General features: G+C 63.3%; 15 protein-coding genes and 3 tRNA genes. 3 read left to right on the top strand and 15 right to left on the bottom strand.

The window, feature by feature from the left end:
* Window positions 1–18: 18 nt before the first annotated feature.
* From OKB81_RS08705 to OKB81_RS08640, 14 genes are all read right to left on the bottom strand, one after another.
* Window positions 19–150 carry a hypothetical protein gene (locus OKB81_RS08705; protein WP_270805206.1) on the bottom strand — a complete coding sequence of 44 codons (132 nt, stop codon included), beginning with the start codon at window positions 148–150 and terminating at the stop codon, window positions 19–21.
* Window positions 147–293, bottom strand: coding sequence for a hypothetical protein (locus OKB81_RS08700; RefSeq protein WP_270674791.1), 147 nt, complete (start codon window positions 291–293; stop codon window positions 147–149). Before OKB81_RS08700 ends, OKB81_RS08705 begins: the two co-directional genes overlap by 4 nt.
* A gap of 257 nt (window positions 294–550) precedes the next feature.
* Window positions 551–1,567: a tyrosine-type recombinase/integrase gene (locus OKB81_RS08695; RefSeq protein ID WP_270674794.1), complete on the bottom strand. Its 1,017-nt coding sequence runs from the start codon at window positions 1,565–1,567 to the stop codon at window positions 551–553.
* A 115-nt stretch (window positions 1,568–1,682) separates the two neighbouring features.
* Window positions 1,683–1,769 (bottom strand) — tRNA-Leu (locus tag OKB81_RS08690).
* Between the two features lie 40 nt (window positions 1,770–1,809).
* Window positions 1,810–1,883, bottom strand: a tRNA-Cys gene (locus OKB81_RS08685).
* Between the two features lie 34 nt (window positions 1,884–1,917).
* Window positions 1,918–1,993, bottom strand: a tRNA-Gly gene (locus OKB81_RS08680).
* Window positions 1,994–2,172: 179 nt separating this feature from the next.
* Window positions 2,173–2,727 (bottom strand): CDP-diacylglycerol--glycerol-3-phosphate 3-phosphatidyltransferase, encoded by a 555-nt coding sequence (gene pgsA, locus OKB81_RS08675; RefSeq protein WP_010675229.1) that lies wholly within the window; start codon window positions 2,725–2,727, stop codon window positions 2,173–2,175.
* A gap of 213 nt (window positions 2,728–2,940) precedes the next feature.
* Window positions 2,941–4,794, bottom strand: a complete 1,854-nt coding sequence (gene uvrC, locus OKB81_RS08670) for an excinuclease ABC subunit UvrC (RefSeq protein ID WP_039040279.1) — start codon at window positions 4,792–4,794, stop codon at window positions 2,941–2,943.
* A 110-nt stretch (window positions 4,795–4,904) separates the two neighbouring features.
* On the bottom strand, window positions 4,905–5,549 hold the full coding sequence (uvrY, locus tag OKB81_RS08665; protein WP_010675231.1) for a UvrY/SirA/GacA family response regulator transcription factor: 645 nt from the start codon (window positions 5,547–5,549) through the stop codon (window positions 4,905–4,907).
* Window positions 5,550–5,759: 210 nt separating this feature from the next.
* Window positions 5,760–6,539, bottom strand: a complete 780-nt coding sequence (kdsB, locus tag OKB81_RS08660; RefSeq protein ID WP_160837878.1) for a 3-deoxy-manno-octulosonate cytidylyltransferase — start codon at window positions 6,537–6,539, stop codon at window positions 5,760–5,762.
* The gene (locus OKB81_RS08655) at window positions 6,536–6,733 is read right to left on the bottom strand and encodes a Trm112 family protein (RefSeq protein ID WP_010675233.1); all 198 of its coding nucleotides are present in this window, start codon (window positions 6,731–6,733) and stop codon (window positions 6,536–6,538) included. The genes kdsB and OKB81_RS08655 overlap by 4 nt, the downstream gene beginning before the upstream one ends.
* 112 nt (window positions 6,734–6,845) lie before the next feature.
* The gene (gene lpxK / locus OKB81_RS08650) at window positions 6,846–7,841 is read right to left on the bottom strand and encodes a tetraacyldisaccharide 4'-kinase (protein WP_041213130.1); all 996 of its coding nucleotides are present in this window, start codon (window positions 7,839–7,841) and stop codon (window positions 6,846–6,848) included.
* A complete protein-coding gene (gene msbA, locus OKB81_RS08645; RefSeq protein ID WP_010675235.1) occupies window positions 7,841–9,610 on the bottom strand; it encodes a lipid A ABC transporter ATP-binding protein/permease MsbA in 1,770 nt (589 codons plus the stop codon). The genes lpxK and msbA overlap by 1 nt, the downstream gene beginning before the upstream one ends.
* Before the next feature lie 134 nt (window positions 9,611–9,744).
* On the bottom strand, window positions 9,745–11,886 hold the full coding sequence (locus OKB81_RS08640) for a DNA internalization-related competence protein ComEC/Rec2 (RefSeq protein ID WP_270664760.1): 2,142 nt from the start codon (window positions 11,884–11,886) through the stop codon (window positions 9,745–9,747).
* A gap of 115 nt (window positions 11,887–12,001) precedes the next feature.
* On the opposite strand from OKB81_RS08640, the gene OKB81_RS08635 reads away from it, so the two are divergent.
* From OKB81_RS08635 to OKB81_RS08625, 3 genes are all read left to right on the top strand, one after another.
* Window positions 12,002–12,520, top strand: a complete 519-nt coding sequence (locus OKB81_RS08635; protein WP_103859003.1) for a DUF2062 domain-containing protein — start codon at window positions 12,002–12,004, stop codon at window positions 12,518–12,520.
* Window positions 12,514–13,008, top strand: coding sequence for a DUF2062 domain-containing protein (locus OKB81_RS08630; RefSeq protein ID WP_102948610.1), 495 nt, complete (start codon window positions 12,514–12,516; stop codon window positions 13,006–13,008). Before OKB81_RS08635 ends, OKB81_RS08630 begins: the two co-directional genes overlap by 7 nt.
* 115 nt (window positions 13,009–13,123) lie before the next feature.
* Window positions 13,124–14,629, top strand: a complete 1,506-nt coding sequence (locus tag OKB81_RS08625) for a helicase HerA-like domain-containing protein (protein ID WP_270664763.1) — start codon at window positions 13,124–13,126, stop codon at window positions 14,627–14,629.
* Between the two features lie 298 nt (window positions 14,630–14,927).
* Here the strand turns inward: OKB81_RS08625 and OKB81_RS08620 are convergent, their stop codons facing one another.
* Window positions 14,928–16,118: an amino acid aminotransferase gene (locus OKB81_RS08620; protein WP_041213134.1), complete on the bottom strand. Its 1,191-nt coding sequence runs from the start codon at window positions 16,116–16,118 to the stop codon at window positions 14,928–14,930.
* Between the last annotated feature and the right edge of the window lie 26 nt (window positions 16,119–16,144).

Raw genomic sequence — 16,144 nt, 5'->3', positions numbered from 1 at the left:
CGAGATGACGTGAGCGCGTTAAGGATCAGGGTGTTCACGTTGGCCGGAATGGCTGTTCAACTTCACCGGAATACGCACCTCTGACATGAACGGCTGGCCACCCTCCATAAGGAAGGTGACAAACTGGATGATTGCGTCGGTGTTATTCATTGGGTTTTCCCTTTGGCGATTACAGAAATGGCGGCTCGCCAGAGAATGGCGGCCTCTTGGTGGAATCCTGCACGGTAGGCGATTACGGCGGCACGGCCTGCTTGCTGTGCGGCGCGGATGGCGGGTAAACTTGTGGTGTTCATAGTCGATGTGTCCTCATCGGTTGTGTTCCATGCCTCCGCAACTGCTGGAACAGTTGCGGAGGCTTCTTCTTTCTAGTCCTGGTAATCAGTCAGGGCGGTAAACCTTCGCCAGTCGGCGGCATTCCACGTGGGCCTAAGCGCCTTGGCTTGCTCCATGGTGATGGGGGCGGCTCCCGTACTCTCGCACCATTGGGCGCGCTCACGCTTCGATCTGTGCGCGGTCAGCGTCCCTTTCTGTGGGTTATGGCTCAGGTAGTTCATAGGGCAATGCCTCCGAACACGCTGTCGGTTAGCTGTTGCTTATGGCCGTTGCACAGATGGCTGTAACGCGCCGTCATGGTGATAGATTTGTGCCCAAGTACCTGGGCGATCTCTAACAGGCTGGCTCCGCTCTTGGCGAGCATCGAGGCGCAACTGTGCCGCAGATCGTGAAAGCGGAAGTCGGCGACCTCGGCCTCGATAAGGCAGGCTTTCCAATGGTGGTCAAAGTACTGAAATGGCCCGTGCAGCTTGCTGGTGTGCGGGAATAGGTAAGCGTCGCCCACTTGTCTGAACTTCATCAGCTCTTGAATCAGGGCGGGGGGAAGGGTCAGCACTCGTTGTGTGCCGTTCTTGGTGCGGGAAAGGTGAGCGGTTCTGGCCTTGAGGTCTACATCTGACCATTTCAGCCCCAGCAGCTCACTACGGCGAGCACCAGTAAAGACGGCCATTGAGATCAGCAAGTGCAGGCGGTCCCACTTGCTGGCCTTGGCTGCGGCCAGTAGGCGGGCCAACTCGTCATCAGACAGGGCTCTGGTTCTACCGTTGTCTTCGGTTCGCTGGCGAACTTCTCTAGCGGGATTGTGTTTGGTGTCGTGCTCGTCGTTAAACCACTCGAACACGGAGGAAAGGGCCGCTTTATAGCGGTTCAAGGTGGAATCAGCTTTGCCGTCCTTGGCGAGCGCATCGAGTGCGGCCTTAACGTGCTGGCGCTGGATTTTGCCCATAGGCTTGTCGCCAAGGCGCTCTGCCCACCATTGGGTGCGCGTAATGCCTGAACTATCGCGGCCATTGTACTGGTCGAGATACTGCCTAACGACTTCGGATAAGGTGGTGGTGTTCAAGGCCACGCTTGTTAAAGCGTCTGCCAAGTCATCGGATGCGGTGATGCGAGCCAGGAATAGCTCAGCTTCTTTGAGACGCGAAAAAGAACGGTCGATTTTCTCGCCGTTCCGCATGAACTGAACGCGGTATGTTTTGCCGCGCTTACCAACTACTGTTCTGACTTTCGCCATGATGGTTAAAACCTCTTTCGCGTAATTTCGCTTTAGGGAGTGTTTTAACCGCAGCTTTGGGGGTTTCTAGCGCCGCACTTGCCACGCTAACCTGTTGACCAGACAGGATTTTTAATGGTGCCTGAGGCCGGAATCGAACCGGCACGACGCGAACGTCGAGGGATTTTAAATCCCTTGTGTCTACCGATTTCACCACTCAGGCACCGCAATCGGTATCAAGTCCGCGGGCGGGCTTGTCAATATGGAGGCACGTTCCGGAGTCGAACCGGACTAAACGGATTTGCAATCCGCTGCATAACCGCTTTGCTAACGCGCCATGCAAAAGAGAGAAACTCTCTATTGTCTGAATTTGGAGCGGGAAACGAGACTCGAACTCGCGACCCCGACCTTGGCAAGGTCGTGCTCTACCAACTGAGCTATTCCCGCATCGGTCTGGCTGACTGCCTGACTGTGAGAACGCATTCTAGCGATGTTCCCCGCCCAGTCAACCAAAAACATTTAATACGCTGATCGTTCGGGTGTTTTTTACCCTTGTCCCACACTTTTGGCGCTCATGGCCGTTTCTCGGCGCCAGTGGCAGAGAAACGGCCATCTTCCCGTCGGGACTAGAACCGGGAGTGGTAGCTGAGATCGCCCCAGGCAGCCTTCATGTACTGGAACATGGACCAGAAGGTGAGCACGGTGGCCACGTAGAGCAGCACATAGGCGAGCCACACCATCCAGATGTCGTACTGCCAGATGAGACCGGTGAGCGACACCATCTGGATCATGGTCTTCCATTTGCCAATCCAGCTGACCGCCACCGAGGAGCGCTTGCCAAGCTCGGCCATCCATTCACGCAGGGCGGAGATGATGATCTCCCGGCCAATCATGGTCATGGCGGGGATGGTGACCCAGACGGTGTTGTAGTGCTCGACGATGACCACCAGGGCCGCCGCCACCATGATCTTGTCGGCCACCGGATCGAGGAAGGCGCCAAAGGCGGTGGACTGGTTCAGCTTGCGGGCAAGATAGCCGTCAAACCAGTCGGTTGCGGCCGCCAGGATGAAGACGATGGCCGCCGCCATGTAGGACCACTGATAGGGAAGGTAGAACAGGATGACGAAGACGGGGATGAGCAAAATCCGAAAGAACGTCAGCAGGTTAGGAATATTTGTCATTATTTTCAGCCACTTCTTGTATGCCGCTACATGGTAGCCCCAAGCCGATCGCGGATGCAACCGAACTGGCGCCCGCCTTGGTCCATTAATCCATCAATAACCTCAGGATGCCGGTCATTATGGCATTTGGGAGCCCCCTGCGTCACGGCTCTTGTGCGCAGGCGGCACGCCCTGATGCCCCCTGGCGTGACCTCCTTCACACCAAAGGCAACGCTAGAGCGAGTGCAATGCGTCGTGGATGGACTGGGCCAGCTCCTGGCTGATGCCGGGCACCTTGGCGAGCTCGTCCACCCCGGCTTTTTTCACCTCCTGCAAACCCCCCAGGTATTTGAGCAGCGCCTGCCGCCGTTTCGGCCCCACCCCGGGAATCTCTTCCAGGGTACTGGTGGTGCGGGCCTTTGCCCGCCTGGCCCGGTGGCCCGTGATGGCAAAGCGGTGGGATTCGTCGCGAATGTGCTGAATCAGGTGCAAAGCGGGCATGTCCGCCGGCAAATGCAGCTCTTCGTGGCTGTCCCCCAGGATCAGGGTTTCCAACCCCGCCTTGCGGGTCACCCCCTTGGCGATGCCCACCAGCAGCGGGTATTTGCCACCGAGAAACTCCAGCTGGCGTGCCAGGATCTCCTCCGCGCGGCGCAACTGGCCGAGACCGCCGTCGATGAAGAGCACATCCGGCACCTTGTCCGGCTCCTGCTGCTTGCCAAAGCGACGCTCCAGCGCCTGCTCCATGGCGGCGTAGTCATCCCCGCCGGTGATACCGTCGATGTTGAAGCGGCGGTATTCCGAGGAGAGCGGCCCCTCCCGGTTGAACACCACGCAGGAGGCCACGGTGCGCTCCCCCATGGTGTGGGAGATATCGAAGCACTCCATGCGGGCGATGGGGCTCTCGAGCTCCAGCAGCTCCTCCAGCTGATCGTAACGGGCGGTGATGGTGCTCTTGTGGGCGAGGCGCGAGCGCAGCGCGGTCTGGGCGTTGATGGAGGCGAGCTTGATGAAGCGGGCCCGCTCGCTGCGCGTCCGGCTCACCACCCGCACCTTGTAGCCGGCGGTCTGGCTCAGGGTGTCGGCGATGACGCTCTCATCCTCCAGCGCCACGTCCAGCAGCACCTCGCTCGGGATCTGCCGTCCCCCCTGTCCCGACAGATAGAACTGCAGCAGGAAGGATTGCACCACCTCGTCAAGCGGGGTATCGGCCGGCACTTTCGGGAAGTAGCTGCGCGATCCCAGCACCTTGCCCTGGCGGATGAAGAGCACGTGGATGCAGGCGGTCCCCTGCTCGAAGGCCACCCCCACCACGTCGAGCTCGTCCAGCACGTTGCCGCTCACCGACTGCTGCTCGGTGACCCGGCGCAGGGCCTGGATCTGATCCCGGTAGCGGGCCGCCTCCTCGAAGCGCAGATCGCCGCTGGCGGACTCCATCTTGCCCACCAGTTCGCCGATCACCTGCTGGTTCTTGCCCGCGAGGAACAGCTTGGCCAGCGCCACCTGCTGGGCATACTCGGCCTCGCTCACCAGCCCCGCCACGCAGGGGCCGGCGCAGCGCTTGAGCTGGTAGAGCAGGCAGGGGCGGGTACGGTTGGCATAGACGGCATCCTCGCACTGACGCACCGGGAAGATCTTCTGCATCAGGTGCAGGCTCTCGCGTACCGCGCCGCCGGAGGGGTAAGGGCCGAAATACTCCCCCTTCACCTTGCGGGCGCCGCGATGGACGCCGATGCGCGGGTGCCGATGGTCGGTGATGATGATCCAGGGGTAGGACTTGTCATCCCGCAGCAGCACGTTGTAGCGGGGCTGGTACTGCTTGATGAGGTTGTGCTCGAGGATCAGCGCCTCGGTCTCGGTGTGGGTGACCGTTACCTGCACATCGGCAATCTGGCGCACCAGGGTGCGGGTCTTGATGCTGTCGACATTGGCCCGAAAGTAGGAGGCGAGCCGTTTCTTGAGATCCTTGGCCTTGCCCACGTAGATGACGGTGCCGCCGCTGTCGTACATGCGGTAGACACCGCTCTGGTGGGTGACGGCGCTCAGAAACGCCTTGCTGTCAAAATGGGGCTCGGGAGAGAGGGTCATCGGCAACTCGACTCAACGGATGAATGCAAAAAGACGGGGAGAGCATACTGCCCACAACCTGCAAAAAGCAAAAGGCGGCCGGTGCCGCCTTTGGTGTCCACACGCCCCCGTTACAGGGTATCGGCATCCAGCATGCCGTAACGAATGGCCAGATGGGTCAGCTCCACGTCACCGTTGATCCCCAGCTTGCTGAACAGGCGATAGCGGTAGCTATTGACCGTCTTCGGGCTCAGGTTGAGCTGCTCGGATATGTCGGTCACCTTCTGCCCCTTGGTGATCATCATCATGATCTGCAGCTCCCGCTCGGAGAGGGACTTGAAGGGGTTCTCGTCGGCGGAGGCGAACTGGCTCAGGGCCATCTGCTGGGCGATCTCCGGGGAGATGTAGCGCTGACCGGAGTGAACCAGGCGAATGGCGTGGATCATCTCGTCCGGCGCGGCCCCCTTGGTGAGGTACCCGGCGGCGCCCGCCTGCATCACCTTGGTGGGGAACGGATTTTCTGAATGAATGGTCAGCACTATGATGCGTACATCGGGGCGGATCCGCAGGATCTTGCGGGTCGCTTCCAGACCGCCGATGCCCGGCATGTTCATGTCCATCAGGATCACATCGGGGTGATGTTGCCGACAGAAGGCCACTGCGGTTTCCCCGCTCTGCGCCTCGCCCACCACCTTGATCCCGCGGACGTCTTCCAAAATGCGTCTTATCCCTGTACGCACCAACTCATGATCATCGACCAGGAATACATTAATCACCCAAACACCCCGTTTTTTATCTCGTTATATGCCAGTTAGGGTTAACACGGCGTCTTGCATCATAACCAAACTCGATGATTTGGCAAACCATGGGCGGGAAAAGTTTGAAATTGCTCGTAAAATCCTTTTTAAATCAAATTATTATACAAAGAATCAATTAAAAAACGGCGCCCTGGGGCGCCGTGTTGCATCAAAGCCGTTCCGCCAGCCTCAACCGGCCAGCAGCGCTCGCACCTTGTCGAGATCGGCCTGGGTGTCCACCCCCACCGGCGGGGCTTGCAGCGCCTGGGCCACGTGGATCTTCTCCCCGTACCAGAGCACCCGCAGCTGCTCCAGGGCTTCGACCTGCTCGAGCACGCTCGGTGCCCAGTCCACGTAACGCTGGATGAAGCCTGCGCGATAGGCGTAGATGCCGATGTGGCGCTGGTAGTGATCGCCAATCTGCTCGCGGCTCCCCGCAACGCGATCGCTGGCCGCAAAGCGGTCCCGATCCCAGGGGATGCTGGCGCGACTGAAATAGAGGGCATACCCCTCCCGGTCGGTCACCACCTTGACGGCATTGGGATTGAACGCCTCTTCGGCATCCCTGATCGGCACCGACAGCGTCGCCATGGGCGCGCTGGCCGCGGCCAGGTTGTCCGCCACCTGGCGGATGATGACGGGGGGAATGAGGGGCTCGTCCCCCTGCACGTTGACGATGATGGTGTCGGCGGCAAAGCCGTAGTGACGGCACACCTCGGCCAGACGCTCGGTGCCGGACTGGTGATCCGGTGAGGTCATGCACACCTCGAACCCGGCAGCGGCGGCAAAGGGAGCCAGAGTCTGCTGGACCCGCTCATCATCGGTGGCGACGATCACCCGATCGGCGCCCGATTGCAGGGCCTTCTCCACCACGTGCTGCACCATGGGCTTGCCGTGAATGTCGGCCAGCGGCTTGCCCGGCAGCCGGGTGGAGGCGTAACGGGCAGGAATGACGACGACGAAACTCATGGCTTCAGCTCTTCCAGCGCCAGGTGACGGGCCCGGTTCTCCAGCAGCACCGGGATCCCCTCCTCCAGGGGATAGGCCAGTCTGTCGAAGCGGCAGATGAGCTCCTGAGGGCCCTCGGCGTGCGCTTGATAGTGCAGTTTCCCCTTGCAGACCGGGCAGGCGATGATGTCGAGCAGTTTAATATCCAGTGCCACAACGAAACTCCTTTAACGATTTCCCACAGGCGATCTTGCCTGGCATGTCAATGTGCAGGGCCAGCCCCCGAGTCCGGGCACTGGCCGTCTGTTCCAATCCGGTGGCGCCCCGTCAGGGCGCCTGGTGCTTGTCCCCCCCGGGCTGCGGGCCCAGGGTGCGCAGCAGCGCCTCCCCCAGGGCATCGGGCAGCTCGGCGCTGACCGGCAGATACCACCAGTTGTCCGGGGCGAAGGGGCGGCACTTGACCGCATCCTTCTCGGTCATCAGCAAGGGGCGCTGGCCGAAGCGGGCCAGCAGCTCGGCGGCGTCGAACGCCTGGTGATCCCCGTAGCCGACGCTCTGCACCAACTCGTAACCAAGGGCGGTCAAGGTGGCGAAGAAACGGGGGGGATGGCCGATGCCCGCCAGGGCATCCACCGGCCCCGAGAGGGGGGCCGTGAGAGGCGCATCGTCGCACACCCGGCGCAGGGTATCCGGCACCAGGCGCATGGCGTACTCGCCACGGGCGGGTTCGCCGCCGTTGCAGATGATGGCGTCCACCCGCTTGAGGCGGGTCGTGGGCTCGCGCAGCGGCCCCATGGGCAGCAGACAGCCATTGCCAAAGCGGCGCGCACCGTCCACTACCACCAGTTCAATGTCACGGGCCAGGGCATAGTGCTGCAGGCCGTCGTCGGTGACGATGATGTCCACCTCACCGCTTTGCTCCAGCAACCGCACCGCATCGGCCCGTCTGGGGGCCACCGCCACGGGGCAGCCGCAGCGCCTTGCGATGAGCACGGGCTCATCCCCGGCCTCGGCCGGGGTACTGCTCTCATCCAGTCGATAGGGGTAATGGGGCGCCTTGCCGCCATAGCCGCGGCTGACCACGCCGGGGCGCCAGCCCCGGGCCTGGAGTTGTTCCACCAGCCAGACCACCACCGGGGTCTTGCCGTTGCCCCCCACCGAGAGATTGCCCACCACCACCACCGGCAGGGTGGCCCGATAGGCGCTGAGCCAGCCCCGGCGATACCCCAGACGGCGGACGCCGCTGATCAGGGCAAACAGCAGGGCGAAGGGGGCCAGCCCCCAGCGCCAGAGGCTGTTCCCGTACCAGAGTCTGGCCAGCATCAGCCCTTGTTACCCGTGGCTGTATTACCAAACTGAATGGCCCGCAGCTGGGCATAAGTACCATGCATGTCCATCAGGGTTTGGTGGTTGCCGCGCTCGACGATGTGTCCCTCGTCGATCACCAGGATCTCGTCCGCCTTCTCGATGGTGGAGAGGCGGTGGGCGATCACGAGGGAAGTGCGCGCCTTGCAGAGCTCGTCGATGGCCGCCTGGATGTGGCGCTCGGACTCGGTGTCCAGGGCCGAGGTGGCCTCGTCCAGCAGCAACACCGGAGAGTCCCGCAGCAGGGCGCGGGCGATGGCGATGCGCTGGCGCTGGCCGCCGGAGAGGGAGGCGCCGTTCTCGCCGATGACGGTGTCATAGCCTTCCGGCATCTTGCTGACGAAGTCGTCCGCATGGGCGATGCGGGCCGCCTGCTTGATCTCGTCGCGGCTGTACTTCTCTTCCGCCGCGTAGGCGATGTTGTTGGCCACCGAGTCGTTGAAGAGGTGCACGTGCTGGGAGACCAGGGCGTATTGCTTGCGCAGCTCGCTCAGGCGGTATTCGCGGATGTTGACGCCATCCAGCAGAATTTCCCCCTCTTCGATGTCATAGAAGCGGGTCAGAAGGCTCGCGATGGTGCTCTTGCCGGAGCCGGAACGACCCACCAGGGCCACCGATTTGCCCGCCTCCACCTTGAAGCTGATGTTGCGCAGCGCCGGTGTCTCCTTGGTCGGGTAGGTGAAGGTGACGTTGCGAAACTCGATTTCACCTCGGGCACGTTCCAGGGTGCGGGTGCCGGTGTCCTGCTCCGGGGTGGAGTCCAGCAGACCGAACAGGCTCTGGCAGGCGGTGATGCCGCGCTGGAACTGGTTGTTCACGTCGGTCAGGCTTTTCAGCGGCTTGAGCAGCATCATCATGGAAGTGACCATGACGGTGAAGGTGCCCGCGGTCAGGGTCGCCTTGACGCTGTCGATGGTGGCGACATAGAGGAAGACCGCAAGGGCCACGGAGGCCACCATCTGGACGATGGGGCTGCCGATGGCGTCGGCGGCGACCATCTTCATGGTCTGCTGGCGCATCCGGTTGCTCACCTGGTAGAAGCGCTTGTCCTCCACCTCCTGGCCCCCGAACATCAGCACCTCTTTGTGCCCCTTGAGCATCTGCTCGGTGGAGGTGGTGATGTCACCCACTGCCTGCTGGATGTGGCGGCTTATCTTGCGAAAACGTCGGCTGATGATGCTGATGAGGATCCCGACCAGGGGCCCCACCACCAGGAAGATCACCGACAACTGCCAGGAGTGCCAGAACATCAGGCCCAGCAGGCCGATGACGGTGGCCCCTTCCCGCACCAGGGAGACCAGGGTCGAGCTCGCGGCGGACGACACCTGACCGGCGTCATAGGTCACCTTGGAGAGCAGGTTGCCGGTGTTCTGGCGGTCGAAGAAGCTCATGGGCATGGCCATCAGGTGGCTGAACACCTGCTGCTGCAGGCGCATCACCACGTGGTTGCCGACCCAGGCCATGCAGTAGTTGGAGAGGAAGGCGGCGCAGCCGCGCAGAGCCACGATGCCGAGGACGAAGAAGGGCATCCACTTGAGCACGCTGCTGTCGTTGCCGTTGAGCCCCTGGTCGATGAGCGGTTTGATGGAGTAGACGAAGGTGGTATCCACGGCCGCATAACCCAGCATGCCAATGATGCCGCCCACCAGACCCAGCTTGCGATCCCGGACATAACCGAGCAGGCGCTTGAAGACGGTCCAGCTCTCTTGTGAGGTTTCTTGTTGCATGAATAGCCGTTAATAAGGGAAATGACGGGCTATTCTAGCCAAACCTTGGAGCTACACCAAGCGCCGCTGGCGCGATGGCTACAACCCGGGTCACAAATGAAGGCCGCCACTTGCCGGGCTGGCTCACCGGCTCCTCACTCCCTTCCCCATACCTGCGGCTGCCACCAGGGGCCGCCACGCCTGTACCAGGGCCCCTGCTCCCGCTCGGCCCGGATCCTGAGCCCCGCGCCCCCCGGCTCGATCAGGATGGCGCCATCCTGCCCCGTGACCCACTGCCGCGCCCCCTGGTATCGCGCCACCACCTCGGGGCGGGGAAAGCCCCACTGGTTCATGAAGCCTGCGCTGTGCACCACGAAGGCAGGTTTCACCGCCGCCACGAAGGGGGCCGTGGAGGAGGTGCGACTGCCATGATGCGGGCTCACCAGCAGGGTGCTGGCCAGCCCCGCGCCCTCACCCTCCTCCAGCGCCAGTGCCAGCAGGCGGCGCTCTGCCTGCTGCTCGATGTCGCCGCTCAGCAGCAACCGATGACGCCCGTCGTCCAGCTGCACCACGCAACTGTCATTGTTGCGCCCCGCCCCGGCTGCCAGGGGCCAGAGCACCCGCACATCCAGTCCCTGCCAATGCCACTGCTGACCTCGGCGGCAGGCCTGGGTAGCCGGTCCAAAGGGGAAGGAGGAGAGCTCCCGGCGCACCGCCATACTCTGCAGCAGAGCCTGCCGGTTGCCCGCGTGATCCCTGTCTCTGTGGCTGATGATCAGGGTGTCGATCACCCGGATGCCGAGCCGGTTGAGCAGGGGCAGGATGGCCGCATCCGCCATGTTGTAGCCCCCGGGGTAGCGATCCCCGGTATCAAACAGGATGGCCCGATCCCCCCGGGTGACGAGCACCGAGAGCCCCTGCCCCACGTCCAGCACCCGCACCTGCCAGGAAGCGGGAGCAGGCCAGAGGGCGAGTAGCAGGGCCGCCGCCACCGGCCCCCCCAGGGTGCGCCCTCCCGGCAGGTGCCATCCCGTCCACAGCAGGATCAGCAGGGCGCTGGCGGGCATCAGCCAGCCGGGCACCGGCCACCAGAGCTGCAGGCGATCCGCCAGCTGCGTGAGCCCCCACAGCACCCACTCCAGGCCGAAGGCGGAGACCCAGAGCAGGCCGTGGGCCAGCAACGTGGAGAGGGGCGCCACCAGCACGCCGATGAGCGCCAGGGGAATGATGACAAGGCAGAACAGCGGCAGTGCCAGCAGATTGAGCAGAAACGCCAGGGGCGCCATCCCCTCGAACAGCAGCAGTTGCAGGGGCAGCAATCCGAGTAGCAGCAGAAGTTGCAGCCGCACCAGGCCGGGGCGATCGTGCAGCAGGCTCGCCAGCAACAGCAGGGCCACCGCCAGAAAAGAGAGCCAGAACCCCGCAGAATAGAGGGCGAAAGGGTCCCACAATGTCAGCACCACGAAGGCCCACAGCCAGATCCGGTGGCTCGGCCAGTCCCGCTTTAGCCAGCGCAGCAGGCTCCACACCAGCACCATGATGAGGGCACGCTCGGTGGCCACCGCAAACCCCGCCAGCCAGCTGTAGGTGGCCGCGAACAGGAGTGACACGCAGATAGCCCCGCGCAGCCCGAACAGCCGCCCGAGCCACCAGCCGAGCACCGCCACCAGAGCGATATGCTGGCCCGAGATGGCGATGATGTGGGTCAGGCCGCTGCCGCGAAAGAGTTCCCACTGGGCATCCGTGATCCCCCCCTGTTCCCCGAAGGTGAGGGCTGCCAGCAGGGGGGCCTGCGCCATCCCCTCCCAGGCGCGACTCGCCGCCGCCAGCCAGCGATCGCGCACACCCGGGGGCACGGCATCCAGGGCGATGACCCGGCGCAGGTTGCCGGTGGCGGTGATCCCCTTGCCAAGGAGCAGGCGCCGCCCATCCATCCCCGCTCCGTTGGCCAGGCCATGGGCCGGCTTGAGAGAGGTCACCAGGGTGACGCGGCTGCCGGCAGGCAACGGCGGCAACACCTGATAGGCATTGACCCGCACCAGGGGTGGCACGGTAAGGGGGCGATCGTCCAGGGTGTCGAGGCGCAGCAGCAGGCGCGCAAATTTATCCCCCTCTTTCTCTCCCGAAGACTCCGTACTTTGCACGTGTGCGGTTATGATGTGGCTCGTTTTTTTGCCAAGTTGATCCAGCCAGGCAAGCCGGTAGTGCAAATTCACCTGCATCCAGAGGATGCCGAGCAGCAGAAACAGCAGCCGCCAGCAACGACCACCGGCGAGAGGAAGCGCGAGCAGCAGCATCAGGCCACCCCATTCCCATGAAGGCAGCCATGGCCACAGCAGTGAGGAGCTTGCCCCCAGGGCAAACGACAACAGACGCAGATCCATGGAGCAAGTATTTAGCAAGGTTCAGAACATGCCCAAACGAATCATACAGCGCTGGCTACCCGACCCGGCGACCCTCAAGGAACACAAGCACTTGCGACTCTTTGGCAAGCTGCTGCTGGATACCAATCTCTGGCATCTCAACCGGCGCTCCGCCGCCGGTGCCTGTGCGGTCGGCCTCTTCATGGCCTGGGTGCCCCTCCCCTGCCAGATGCTGCTGGCCGCTGGCGGCGCCATCGCCTGCCGGGTCAACCTGCCCCTCTCGGTGGCCCTGGTCTGGCTCTCCAACCCCCTGACCATGCCACCGCTGTTTTATGGCGCCTATCTGGTGGGCTGCCAGTTGCTGGGGCACCCCTCCCAGCACATCGAGATCACCTTCACCTGGGCCTGGCTGGTGTCGGTGTTCGAGACGGTGGCCCCGCCGCTCTTGCTGGGCTCCCTGGTGCTTGCCCTGCTGAGCGCCCTCGTCGGCTATGTCCTGGTTCGCGCGAGCTGGCGCCTGAGCACGGTGCGCCAGTGGCAAAAACGCAAGGTGGCGCGCCCATGCTGAATCGCTGGTTGGCCCGCTTCAAGATTGACCCCGATACCCTGCGCCAACAGAAGTGGTTCGCCCTCTTTGGCGAGCGACTGCTGACCCCCGCCCTCTGGCAAGGGGGAACACGGGCCCTCTGTGGCGCCGTGGCGGCCGGGCTGTTCGCCAGCTGGGTCCCCATGCCCATGCACTCCCTGGTGGCCGTCGCCCTGGTGCTGGCCTTCAGCTTCAACCTGCCGCTGGCCCTCTTGGCGGTCTGGTTCAACAACCCGCTGACACTCCCCTTCATGTACCTCTACGCCTATCGTACCGGTTGCCTGGTGCTGAACGAGACGCCAGCCCCCTTCCATCTCACCTGGTCCCTGCACTGGCTGGAGCAGGAAGCGGCTATCCTGGTGCCCCCCTTCCTGCTCGGCAGCCTGCTGCTGGCGGTGCTGAGCGCTGCCGCTGGCGCCTTGCTCACCCTGCTGCTGTTGCAACTGGGCAAACTGGCCCGCCCCCGCTAGGTTGCCAGCACGCCGTCCTTGTCTCGGGCGGCGTGCCTTGCCATCGTCTGCCTCTGCCACCACACTCCTTGTAACCCGTTGTTTTTCGACCCCCATTCGAAACAAGGAGCCCACCATGGCCGAACCGCTCACGCTGGCCCATGCCAATGGCAACCCCCTCTCCCTGCTCCCCGCCATGGCCAATCGCCACGGCCTTATCACCGGGGCCACCGGCACCGGCAAGACAGTCACCCTGCAGGTGCTGGCGGAGGGGTTTTCCCGCCTCGGCGTGCCGGTCTTTCTGGCAGACGTGAAGGGGGATCTGAGCGGCCTGGGCGCCGCCGGCACCCCCTCTGCCAAGCTGGATGCCCGTCTGGCCCAGCTCGGCCTTCAGGCACCCGACTTTGCCGCCAGCCCCACCCTGTTCTGGGATCTCTTCGCCGAAGAGGGCCACCCGGTGCGGGCCACCGTCTCCGACATGGGGCCTCTGTTGCTTGCACGCCTGCTCGGCCTCAACGACACCCAGAGCGGGGTGCTGGAGCTGGTGTTCAAGGTGGCGGACGACGAGGGGTTGCTGCTGCTCGATCTCAAAGACCTGCGGGCCATGGTGCAGTTTGCGGGGGAGCACGCCAAGACTCTCACCACCCGCTACGGCAATGTGTCGACCGCCTCCATCGGCGCCATCCTGCGCAACCTCCTCACCCTGGAGAGCGCGGGCGGCGATCACTTCTTCGGCGAGCCCATGCTGGACATTCAGGATCTGATGCAGACCGACGAGGCGGGCCACGGCCATATCAATGTGCTGGCCGCCGGCAAGCTCACCCAGTCCAGCCGCCTCTATGCCTGCTTCCTGCTCTGGCTGCTCTCCGAGCTGTTCGAACAGTTGCCCGAGATAGGGGATCCGGAAAAGCCCGAGCTGGTGTTCTTCTTCGACGAGGCCCACCTGCTGTTCAAGGATGCGCCCAGGGCACTGCTGGAGAAAATTGAGCTGGTGGTGCGCCTCATCCGCTCCAAGGGGGTGGGCGTCTATTTCGTGACCCAGAGCCCGGCCGACATCCCCGACAGCGTGCTGGGGCAGCTTGGCAACCGAGTGCAACACGCCCTGCGCGCCTTCACCCCGAGCGATCAGAAGGCGGTACGCATCGCCGCCAACACCCTGCGGGCCAACCCTGCCTTCGACGCCGCCGGAGCCATCACTGAACTGGGGGTCGGGGAGGCGCTCATCTCCCTGCTCGACGAGAAGGGGCGGCCCAGCGTGGTGGAGCGCGCCTTCATCGCGCCCCCGGCCAGCCGCATCGGCCCCCTGAGCGCGGCCGAGCGCCAGGCGCTTATTCAGGGCTCATTGCTCTACGGCAGATACGACACCCAGGAGGACAGGGAGTCCGCGTTCGAGCGACTTCAAGAGACATCGCCCGCCGCCGGTGACGAGACCGCTTCCCCACAGACCAACCAGGGCGGCGGTCTGCTGGATGCCTTGAATGGCATCCTGTTCGGTCGCACCGGCCCCCGTGGTGGCCAGCATGACGGGGTGGTGCAGACCTCCGCCAAGAGCGTGGCCCGCACCCTCGGCAACGAGGTGGGACGCCAGCTGATGCGCGGGGTGCTCGGCTCCCTGCTGGGAAGCAGCAAGCGGCGCCGCTGATGCCGGAAAATGAAAAAGCCCGCCGTGTCGGCGCAATGCTGTTCAGATAAGCACATTTTTGACTAATTATTCATAAATGCGACTTGAGTTGGGGGAGCAAGGCTGTTTCCAGTCGATGTTCCTTCAGCCTTTATCCAGCGTGGCTTGCAATAGAAAGAGGGAGGCATCATGCCTCCCTCATTTTTTAGCCCTGATACTACGTGGACTGGAACTCAAATTCTCTTAAGTGAACAGCATTGCGCCGTGTCGGCGGGCTTTTTATGGCTGAAGCAAGGCGCTGGGCGCAGATGCTTCTCTCTTACAACACCTTGGCGATGGCGTCGCAGAGGGGATCAATGTTGGCGCGGGTGATGCCTGCCACGCTGATCCGGCCGGAGCCGACGATGTAGATGGCGAATTCGCTCTTGAGGCGCTCCACCTGATCCTTGGAGAGACCGGAGAAGGAGAACATGCCGTTCTGTTCGCGGATGAAGCTGAAATCCTGATTCACTCCCCGCTCGGCCAGCTTCTCCACCAGCAGCTCGCGCATCTCGCGAATGCGCACCCGCATGGCGGCCACTTCTTCCACCCACTCCGCATAGAGGGCCGGGTCGCTCACCACGGTGGTGACAACGGCGGCGCCATGTGACGGCGGGTTGGAGTAGTTGGCACGAATGACGGTCTTCACCTGGGTGAAGGCGACGTCGGCCACCGCCTTGGTCGCGCAGACCAGAGTGAAGGCGCCGACCCGCTCGTTGTAGAGGCCGAAGTTCTTGGAGAAGGAGCTCGCCACCAGCAGCTCGTCGTGGCACTCGGCGAAGATGCGAAGGCCTTCGGCATCCTCTTCGATACCCCGGGCGAAGCCCTGATAGGCGAAGTCAAAGAGCGGCAGCCAGCCGGCGGCAGCACTCTGACTGGCCAGGGCGCGCCACTGCTCGGTGGTGGGGTCGATACCGGTCGGGTTGTGGCAGCAGCCGTGCAGCAGCACCAGATCCCCCGCCTGCGCGTCAGACAGGGAGGCCTGCATGGCGGCGAAGTCGAGCCCCTTGGTGGCGGCGTCGTAGTACTTGTACCACTTGACGGTCAAACCGGCCGCCTGGAACACGCTGACGTGGTTCGCCCAGGTGGGATCGGAGATCCAGATGGTCTTGGCGAGATTGTTGCGTACCACGAACTCGGCGGCGATGCGCAGGGCACCGGTACCGCCCGGCGCCTGCGCCGTCTTGGCGCGGCCGCTGGTCACCAGGGCGGCATCACGGCCGAACAGCAGTTGCTGTACGATGCGGCCGTATTCGATATTGCCTTCGATACCGAGGTAGTTCTTGGTCTTCTCGTCGGTCAAGAGCTTCTGCTCGGCTTGCTTGACGCAGTGAAGGATAGGAGTGGCACCGGTCTCATCCTTGTAGATACCGACCCCCAGATTGATCTTGTGGCTGCGAGTGTCGGCACGGAAGGCTTCGGTCAGGCCCAGGATCGGATCCGCTGGGGCGGCAACAACCTTTTCAAACATGGTATTCCCTGTAGTCCGTTGAGTTC

It is taken from the genome of Aeromonas sp. QDB56 (assembly GCF_027705505.1).
Classification (GTDB): domain Bacteria; phylum Pseudomonadota; class Gammaproteobacteria; order Enterobacterales; family Aeromonadaceae; genus Aeromonas; species Aeromonas caviae.
Note: the sequence above shows the minus strand (reverse complement) of the source record. Positions and strands in the feature narration are given on the sequence as shown.

Bases quoted from the DNA above. Each gene is read 5' to 3' on its own strand.
- OKB81_RS08705 (WP_270805206.1), bottom strand. From the start codon at position 150: ATGAATAACACCGACGCAATCATCCAGTTTGTCACCTTCCTTATGGAG.
- OKB81_RS08700 (WP_270674791.1), bottom strand. From the start codon at position 293: ATGAACACCACAAGTTTACCCGCCATCCGCGCCGCACAGCAAGCAGGC.
- OKB81_RS08695 (WP_270674794.1), bottom strand. From the start codon at position 1,567: ATGGCGAAAGTCAGAACAGTAGTTGGTAAGCGCGGCAAAACATACCGC.
- pgsA (WP_010675229.1), bottom strand. From the start codon at position 2,727: ATGACAAATATTCCTAACCTGCTGACGTTCTTTCGGATTTTGCTCATC.
- uvrC (WP_039040279.1), bottom strand. From the start codon at position 4,794: ATGACCCTCTCTCCCGAGCCCCATTTTGACAGCAAGGCGTTTCTGAGC.
- kdsB (WP_160837878.1), bottom strand. From the start codon at position 6,539: ATGAGTTTCGTCGTCGTCATTCCTGCCCGTTACGCCTCCACCCGGCTG.
- lpxK (WP_041213130.1), bottom strand. From the start codon at position 7,841: ATGCTGGCCAGACTCTGGTACGGGAACAGCCTCTGGCGCTGGGGGCTG.
- msbA (WP_010675235.1), bottom strand. From the start codon at position 9,610: ATGCAACAAGAAACCTCACAAGAGAGCTGGACCGTCTTCAAGCGCCTG.
- OKB81_RS08640 (WP_270664760.1), bottom strand. From the start codon at position 11,886: ATGCTGCTGCTCGCGCTTCCTCTCGCCGGTGGTCGTTGCTGGCGGCTG.
- OKB81_RS08635 (WP_103859003.1), top strand. From the start codon at position 12,002: ATGCCCAAACGAATCATACAGCGCTGGCTACCCGACCCGGCGACCCTC.
- OKB81_RS08630 (WP_102948610.1), top strand. From the start codon at position 12,514: ATGCTGAATCGCTGGTTGGCCCGCTTCAAGATTGACCCCGATACCCTG.
- OKB81_RS08625 (WP_270664763.1), top strand. From the start codon at position 13,124: ATGGCCGAACCGCTCACGCTGGCCCATGCCAATGGCAACCCCCTCTCC.
- OKB81_RS08620 (WP_041213134.1), bottom strand. From the start codon at position 16,118: ATGTTTGAAAAGGTTGTTGCCGCCCCAGCGGATCCGATCCTGGGCCTG.